Origin of the sequence: Streptomyces sp. MZ04 (genome assembly GCF_004684775.1) — a bacterium.
Classification (GTDB): domain Bacteria; phylum Actinomycetota; class Actinomycetes; order Streptomycetales; family Streptomycetaceae; genus Streptomyces.
In genome coordinates, this window is record NZ_SRIC01000332.1 from 1 (window position 1) to 8,482 (window position 8,482).

6 protein-coding genes are annotated in these 8,482 nt (G+C 69.4%); 5 read left to right on the top strand and 1 reads right to left on the bottom strand.

Annotation, left to right across the window (positions count from 1 at the left end; all coding sequences use genetic code 11):
* Positions 1 to 87 precede the first annotated feature (87 nt).
* Positions 88 to 1,353: a phosphonoacetate hydrolase gene (gene phnA / locus E2651_RS38025; protein WP_135335842.1), complete on the bottom strand. Its 1,266-nt coding sequence runs from the start codon at positions 1,351 to 1,353 to the stop codon at positions 88 to 90.
* A 240-nt stretch (positions 1,354 to 1,593) separates the two neighbouring features.
* Between phnA and E2651_RS38030 the strand changes: the two genes are divergently transcribed.
* From E2651_RS38030 to E2651_RS38050, 5 genes are all read left to right on the top strand, one after another.
* Positions 1,594 to 2,553 carry a LysR substrate-binding domain-containing protein gene (locus tag E2651_RS38030; protein WP_135335843.1) on the top strand — a complete coding sequence of 320 codons (960 nt, stop codon included), beginning with the start codon at positions 1,594 to 1,596 and terminating at the stop codon, positions 2,551 to 2,553.
* 183 nt (positions 2,554 to 2,736) lie between these two features.
* Positions 2,737 to 4,092 carry an extracellular solute-binding protein gene (locus E2651_RS38035; RefSeq protein WP_348541696.1) on the top strand — a complete coding sequence of 452 codons (1,356 nt, stop codon included), beginning with the start codon at positions 2,737 to 2,739 and terminating at the stop codon, positions 4,090 to 4,092.
* A gap of 32 nt (positions 4,093 to 4,124) precedes the next feature.
* Positions 4,125 to 5,036 (top strand): sugar ABC transporter permease, encoded by a 912-nt coding sequence (locus E2651_RS38040; protein ID WP_167829020.1) that lies wholly within the window; start codon positions 4,125 to 4,127, stop codon positions 5,034 to 5,036.
* Positions 5,037 to 5,900, top strand: a complete 864-nt coding sequence (locus E2651_RS38045) for a carbohydrate ABC transporter permease (protein ID WP_135335846.1) — start codon at positions 5,037 to 5,039, stop codon at positions 5,898 to 5,900. It abuts the gene before it with no gap.
* Between the two features lie 83 nt (positions 5,901 to 5,983).
* Positions 5,984 to 8,332 (top strand): bifunctional serine/threonine-protein kinase/ABC transporter substrate-binding protein, encoded by a 2,349-nt coding sequence (locus tag E2651_RS38050; RefSeq protein ID WP_135335847.1) that lies wholly within the window; start codon positions 5,984 to 5,986, stop codon positions 8,330 to 8,332.
* Positions 8,333 to 8,482: the final 150 nt, after the last annotated feature.

Consider the following 8,482-nt stretch of genomic DNA (forward strand, 5'->3'; position numbering starts at 1 on the left):
GGTGGGGATATGGGGCACGGGTCGGCCCCGGCGCGCACCTCGGCGGCGCGCCGGGGCCGAGTCGATACCTGGGGACGTACGCGGGTGTCAGCCGGCCGACGGCCTCCCGGCGGCGATGGTCGTGCCCACCCAGTAGGAGTCGAAGTTGCGCAGCCGGTGCCCCGGAGGCAGCGCCCCCACGGGCGCGTTGACCAGGAACGGCACCTTCTGCTCGGTCAGTCCGCCGTGCGAACGCAGCGGCTCCTTGAAGCCGGAGATGTCGTGCCGGGCGGGGGTCGTGCCGAGCACGGTGTTGCGCTCGGCGATGACGACGAGGTCACCGATGCGGTCACCCGGAAGCTCGAACCGCTCGCAGGCGTCCTCGCGGGTCAGCACGGTGTCCACGCCGTCCAGGGCGGCAAGCCGGTCGGCGAGACCCGCACGGTCGGCGCCTTCGGGCAGATGCACGGTGGCGTACGAACCGAGCGCGCCGTGGTGCACGGTGTAGGGATCGGTGATGGGGAGGATGACGCGCGCCGCCCCGGCGCCGGCCTGCTCGTCGAACCAGTCCGACAGGAAGAGGACCCGCGCCTCGCCCACCCCGTCGCTCTTCGCGTTCATGCCGTGGTCCGCGGTGACGACCAGGACGGCGCCCAGCGCGTCGATCCTCTCGAAGTACCCGTCCAGCATCGCGTAGAAGTCGTTGGCGACGGGCGATCCCGGCGCGTGCTTGTGCTGGATGTAGTCCGTGAGCGACAGATACATCAGCTCGGGCCGGTCGACGGCGAGGACATCGACGCCGGCGGCCATGACCAGCTCGCTCAGCTCGGCGCTGTAGACGGAGGGCAGCTCCATGCCCACCCGTTCGAGGACCTTGCTGATGCCGTTCTCCTCCTCCGTGGCCTGGTCGGCCTTCTCCGCGGAGAAGCACATGCCGTCGACCAGGCCGCTGCCGAGGAGGCGGCGCAGCTTGTCCTTGGCGGTGATCACCGCCACCTTCGCGCCCGCCTCGGAGAACGCCGCGAACAGCGTGGGGGCGCGCAGGAGTTCGGGGGCGTTCATCATGACTTCCGCGTCGGCGGCGGTGTCGTAGAAATAGTTGCCGCAGATGCCGTGGACGGCCGGTGGGACCCCGGTCGCGATGGAGATGTTGTTCGGGTTGGTGAAGGACGGCATGGTGCAGTCGGCCCGCAGGTCGCTGCCCTCGCGCAGCATGCGCTCCGTGAAGGGCATCCGGCCGTCGGCGATGGCACGCTCGTGATAGGCGTCCTCGCTGCCGTCGATGCAGACCACTACGACGGGACGGCCGGGCCAGGCGTAGGTGCGGCCGTTCACCTCGATCGCGTCGAGCCGCTCGGCAACAGGTTCCGTCATGTACGAATCCACCTCTGAAGGTCGAAGTTCGAAGGGCCCGAAAGCCCGGAGGCCCGGGGCATGTCCGCCCCGCCCTTCATGGGTACAGGGCGGCAGGGCCGCGCAGAACCACCGGATTCGCTATAGCGGCCATAGCCACCCACCGTTCCGATCCGGCCACGCATCCCCCTCCCCACCAGCGGGGTTGGCGAGTTACGCTCACCGCGCCCGGGATCGGGACGGAGACAAGGGGAGGCACGCGTGCAGCTCAATCTCCACCGTCTGTGGATCTTCATGCAGGTCGTCGAGCACCACGGCTTCTCCGCGGCCGCGCAGAAGCTGTACATGAGCCAGCCGTCCGTCTCCAACCAGGTCCGCAAGCTGGAGCAGTCGTTGCGGGTGCCGCTCATCGACCGCTCGGGCGCGCGGACCCGCCCCACCGCCGAGGGCGAGGTGCTCGCCGCGTACGGAAAGCGGGTGTTCCTGCTCGCCGACGAGGCCGTCGCGGCGGTGCAGCAGGTCAGCGGCCTGGACAGCGGGCGCCTGCTGGTGGGCGGCTCGACGACGATCGGTACGTATCTGCTGCCGCCGCTCCTGGCCCGCTACCGCGAGCTCCATCCCGCCATCGACTGCGACGTGTTCGTCGGCAACAACGAAGCGGTGGTGGAGCGTCTGCTTGCCGGGGACATCGGGATCGCGGTGGTCGCGGGCACACCCACCGCATCCCAGCTGGTCTCGGAGACGGTGCTCGGTGAGCGCCTCGTACTGATCGCCGGTCCACGGCATCCGCTGGCGTCCGCGGGCGCGGCCGCGGGCGCGGCCGCGCGTCCGGCCGTACGCCCTGCCGTAAGCCCCGATGAGCTGGCGGACTGCCGTTTCCTGCTCCGTGAACCCGGATCCCAGACAAGGGAGTTGCAGGAGCAGGTCCTCGACGACTGGGAGCTGCGGCAGGTGTCGCGGGGCGATGTGTGGGGTCCCGAGGCGCTCAAGCAGTGCGTGGCGGCGGGGCTCGGCGTCACGCTCATCTCGGAGCACGCGGTGGTGGACGACGTCTGCGCGGGTTCGCTGGTCGTCGTGCCCGTGACGGAGCCGCCGCGGTCGCGCCCGGTGAACCTGGTCTCGCGGCGGGACCGGCTGCTCTCCCCCGCCGAGCGGGCGTTCGTCGACCTGCTGCGTACGACGGACCAGTGGCCGCGGGAGCTGCCGCCGGCCTCGGTGTGAGACCCGAGTCCCGTTGCCCGTACACCTGATGCCGTTCGCCAATAACAACGTTGTCACGTTGATGACAAGCGGCGACGCACGGGCATTGACCGTGCTCCGAGCACGCCCTTACGTTCACCGGGCAGCCCGCGTTGCAGCCCCGCGTGGCAACCAAGCCGCGTCGGCCAGTAGGAGGTCGTGCCCGTGCGCCCCACCACTCCACTGCTCCTCGCCACCGCCCTGGTCGCCGCCGGCACCCTCACCGCCTGCGGCGGGGACTCCGGCGATGATCCGGACACCGTGAAGGTCTCCTTCAAACAGTCCACGGACAACCAGATCAAGGTCATGGACACCTTTCTGGCCGACGTGAAGAAGCAGTTCGAGAAGGAGAACCCCGGCAAGAAGGTGAAGCTGGTGCCGATCAAGGCGCCGGACTCCGAGTACTACACCAAGCTGCAGCAGATGATGCGCTCCCCGAAGACCGCGCCCGACCTGGTCTACGAGGACACCTTCCTCATCAACTCGGACATCACCAGCGGGTACTTGAAGCCGCTCGACCCGTATCTGGACAAGTGGAAGGACTGGGACCAGTTCATCGACACGTCCAAGTCGGCGGCGAAGGCGGCGGACGGCAAGACGTACGGCGTGCCGGACGGCACCGACACCCGCGGACTCTGGTTCAGCAAGGCCATCTTCAAGAAGGCCGGTCTTCCCGCCGACTGGCAGCCGAAGTCGTGGGACGACATCCTGGACACGGCACGTACCATCAAGAAGAAGGTCCCCGGAGTCACGCCCCTGAACGTCTACACCGGTAAGCCCGCGGGCGAGGCCGCCACCATGCAGGGCATGGAGATGCTCCTGTACGGCACGGGCAAGGACCCGATGTACGACCCGCAGGCGAAGAAGTGGGTGACGGGCAGTCAGGGCTTCAAGGATTCCCTGGAGTTCGTCGAGACGGTCTACAAGGAGAAGCTCGGCCCGGACGTCTCCGACGCCCTCGACCCGAACTTCCCCACCCGGGTGCGCGGCGAACTCCTGCCCGAGGACAAGCTCGGCATCAACCTCGACGGCTCCTGGCTGCCGCAGGACTGGGGCAAGGGCGCGGGCCACGAGTGGCCCGAGTGGTCGAAGAAGCTGGGCCTCGCCGAGATGCCCACCCAGAACGGCGAGGTTCCCGGCAAGGTGAGCATGTCCGGCGGCTGGACCTGGGCGATCCCGTCCAAGGCGTCCAACCCCGACCTGGCCTTCAAGTTCATCGAGCAGATGCAGACCAAGGCCAACGCCCAGAAGTGGTACGTGGCGAACTCGGGCATCGCGGTCCGTAAGGACGTCGCGGCCGACCCCGCGTACCTGAAGGCACAGCCCGGCCTGAAGTTCTTCACGGACCTGGTGCCGTCGACGCACTACCGCCCCGCGTACCCGGCGTACCCGAAGGTCTCCACGGCGGTGCAGGAGGCCATGGAGAAGGTCACGACGGGCGACGGTTCCGTGGCGGAGGCGGCAAGCGGATACGACGACGAGGTCAAGGCGGCGACGGACGGCGAGGTCATCAAGAAGTGACCGCCGCGCCCCCCGCCGGGCCCGGCGACATCATCAAGACGGCGCCGGGCCCGGGCACATCGCGCCCCCCGTCCCGCCGCGGGAAGGCCGGCCGGGCACTGACCCGCGCACTGCCCGTCTCCCCCGCCGTCATCCTGCTGCTGCTCTTCCTCGCGGGACCCATCGGCTACTGCGCCTACATCGCCTTCACCGACCTCCAGCTCACCGGCCAGGCCGAGTCCAGCTTCGTCGGGTTCGACAACTTCCGTAAGGCGTTCGGGGACGAGGCGTTCCTCAACGCGGTCTGGCTCACCCTCGTCTTCACGGTGCTTTCGTCCCTCATCGGCCAGAACACCATCGGCCTCGCGCTCGCGTCCCTGATGCGGCGGGCGTCCAAGCCGGTCCGCACGCTCACGGGCGCGATCGTGATCACGGCGTGGGTCCTTCCGGAGGTGGTGGCGGCCTTCCTCCTGTACGCGTTCTTCCGCCGCGAGGGCACGCTCAACGCGGTCCTCGACTTCCTCCATCTCCCGTCCCAGAACTGGATGTACACGCTGCCGATCCTGGCGGTGTCGTTCGCCAACGTATGGCGCGGGACGGCCTTCTCGATGCTGGTCTACTCGGCGGCCCTGAACGAGATCCCCAAGGAGATCACCGAGGCGGCCGAGGTGGACGGCGCGGGCGGCTGGCGCCGCATGTGGCACATCACGCTGCCGATGATCCGCCGCTCCATCGGCACGAACCTGATGCTGAACACCCTCCAGACCCTCTCCGTCTTCGGCCTGATCTGGGTGATGACGCGCGGCGGCCCCGGCAACCGCAGCCAGACCCTCCCCCTGTTCATGTACGAACAGGCCTTCCAGAAGAGCATGATCGGCTACGGCACGGCGGTGGCACTCCTGCTCCTGGTCGTCGGCTCACTCTTCTCCCTCGTCTATATGCGCCTGCTCCGCACGGAGGTCTGAGTGTCCGCCAACACCGTCAAGTCACCCTCCCGGAGCCTCAGTTCACGCCGCACGAGTCGCCGTCTCGCCGCGGACGCGGGGCTGCTCGTGGTCGCGGCGGCGTTTGTGCTGCCGCTGGCCTGGGTGATCCTGTCCTCGCTCGACACCGAGGCCGACCTCAAGGTGAAGGTCCCCGACGGCCTCACCCTGGACAACTACGACGCGGTCCTGACCCCCGAGATCACCTTCACCCCCCTCCTCAACAGCCTGCTGCTGTGCGGCGGCGGCACGATCCTGACGGTGGTCTGCGCGGCGCTGGCCGCGTACCCCCTCTCCCGCTTCAAGTCCCGCCTGAACCGCCCCTTCATGCTGACGATCCTGTTCGCGACGAGCCTGCCGATCACGGCGATCATGGTCCCGGTGTACGCGCTGTTCGTCCAGGTGGACCTGATCGACACGATGCAGGGCACGATCTTCTTCTTCGCCGCGTCCCAACTCCCCTTCGCCATCTGGCTGATGAAGAACTTCATGGACGGCGTGCCGAAGGAGCTGGAGGAGGCGGCGTGGACGGACGGAGCGTCGTCCTTCCAGTCGCTGATCCGTATCGTGCTGCCGCTGATGGGCCCGGGAGTGGCCGTGGTCACGGTCTTCTCGTTCGTCATGATGTGGGGCAACTTCTTCGTCCCGTTCATGCTGCTCCTGACCCCGGAGCAGATGCCGGCGTCGGTCAGCATCAATGACTTCTTCGGCAACAAGGGCACGGTGGTCTATGGCCAGTTGGCCGCGTTCTCGATCATCTACTCGACACCGGTGATCCTCTTGTACGTCCTGATCTCACGGAAGCTGGGCGGCGGCTTCGCGCTCGGGGGCGCGGTGAAGGGGTGAGGTGAAGGGGTGAGGTGAAGGGGTGACCTGCCCGCCCGGTGGTCGAGCCGCTGGCTAGGATCACCGGGTCTGAGGGAGGACGTATGCGGGGGCGGTTGCTGAACGGTCGGTACGAGTTGCTGGCGCCGATCGGCGCGGGTGGCATGGGGCAGGTCTGGCGGGCCCGCGACGGGAGCCTGGGCCGCGAGGTGGCGGTCAAGCTCTTCGTGCCGTCGACGTCGGCGGGCGAGGGCGAGGTGGATCAACTCCTGGCCCGGTTCCGGCAGGAGGCCCGCGCCGCGGCCGCGCTCGACAGCCCGTACATCGTCGCCGTGCACGACCACGGCACGGACGACAACACCCCGTACCTGGTGATGGCCCTGGTGCAGGGGCACTCGCTCGACCAGGTGCTGCGCGAGAGCGTCCGGGTCCCGGTGGCGGACGCGCTGCGCTGGGCGGCGGACATCTGCCGCGCCCTGGACGCGGCGCACTCGGCGGGCGTCGTGCACCGCGACATCAAGCCCGGCAACGTGATGATCACCCCGGACGGCACCGCGAAGGTCGTCGACTTCGGCATCGCCACGTTCATGGAGGGCTTCGCGGGCGACTCGCGCCTCACGCAGACCGGGCAGCTGCCGTTCGGCAGCATCCCGTATCTGGCGCCGGAGCGGTTCCGCCAGGAGCCGGGCGACGGCCGGACGGACCTGTACGCGCTCGGCTGCGTCCTCTACGAACTCCTCATCGGCAGACCACCGTTCACCGGCTCCGCGGCCGGCGTCATGTACAACCACGTCAACGACGCGCCCCTGCGCCCGAGCGCGGCACGCGGCGAGGTGACGGGCCCGGTGGAACGCCTGATCCTCGGCCTGCTGGCCAAGGACCCCGCGGACCGCCCCGCGGACGCGGCGACGGCGCTCGAGCTGGTCGTGGCGGCGCAGCGGTCGCTGGCGCCGGGTACGGGGGCGCCGGGTACGGGGGCGCCGGGTACGGGGGCGCCGGGTACGAAGTCACCGGGCACGGAGTCGACGCGTACGAAGCCGTCGGATTCCGTACGCCCCGCTGAAGTGCCGTCCGATGTGCAGGACTCGGTGGCCGACGCCCCCTCGGACCGTCGACCGGACACGGATCCGGTCCGCAGGCCGACGGTCCGTGTGGGGAACCCCGGCAAGGAGCCCGCGGCCCATTTCGCGGACGCCGACACCCGGCCGACGGTCCGCAAGGACACCACCACCCCGTCCGCGCCCGACGCCCGGCCCCGCTCCCGCAAGCGCCCGCTGATCGCCGCCGTCCTCGTCCTCGCGGTCGGCATCCCGACGGGTCTCGGCATACGTTCCCTGACGTCCGGCTCCTCCGACTCCTCCAGCGACTCCGTGGGCAAGGACAAGGGCACCGTCTACGAGATCGGCGTAGCCCACGACTCCCGGCACGTCGGCGCCCCGAGGGGAGGCGTCGAGCCGGACGAGTACGAGACCTCGGAGTTCAAGCAGTTCACCACGCAGCAACTGCGCACCGTGAAGTCCGCGTTCGCGGAGACGCTCGGCGCCAAGGACGGCAGCCGCTTCCGCATCGTCCCCGTGACCGCCGATCCGGACGTCAGCTCCCGCAAGATGCTGGCGAAGCACCCGAACATGCTCGCCGTCATCGGCGACACCTCCGGCTTCGCCTGGGTGCACGACACGGACGAGGCGTTCCTGCCCGAGATCAGTACCTGCTCGGACGCCGCCCACGCCGACGGGGCGTTCGCCATCCCCGCCGACGACGCGCGGCAGGGCGAGGCCACGGCCCGCTACCTGCTGTCGCAGACCAAGGCCCGCCGCGTGCTCGTGGCGGAGGACAAGCTGTGGGCGAACCGCGAGGACGGCATCGGCACCGCGCTGCGCAGGGGCGGCGTCACCACCCAGGCACTGGACACCGGTCCCACCGACGTGAAGGCGTCGCAGATCCCTTCGTTGGCCGCAAAGGCGCGGGCGGACGCGGTCGTGGTGCCGGCCAACTCGGACGCCGGGATGTGGGCCAAGAGCCTCAGGGCCGACGGCTTCAAGGGGCCCGTGCTCACGCAGAGCGGTTTCGAGGGCGTCTGCCAGGACTCCGAGGAGCGGGCGAGCACCGAAGACGCGGAGAAGAGCATCCCCGCCGGCGTCCTGCGCACCCGCAACTACACCGGCGAACCCGACCAGAACCTCCCCGCGCAGGGCAACCAGGAGCTGTACGACGGTGCCATGGCCCTGGCCTCCGCCCTCGGCGAGCTCCCCGCCGACGGCTCCGCCACGTCGCTGCGGCACACCCTGGACCGCGAGATCCAGCGGGTCTCCGTCAACGGCGTACTCGACGAGGTGTCCTTCGAGAAGCGCCGTTCCGCGCGGGGACGCCCCGTGTGGATCGACCGCCGCGGCAACGGCACCTGGACGGAGATCGGCAAGGTGGACAAGAGGTACGAGCGCACGGGGCAGTAGCCCGAGCGACCACCGAGCACCGCCTAGGGCGCGTATCGAAAGCGGATCTTGAGGTGAGATGATCTTGCTTCGTGGCACGTGGAGATCTGACGGATACGCAGTGGGCCCGCCTGGAGCCGTTGTTGCCCCGGGGCAAGAAGCCGGGCCGTC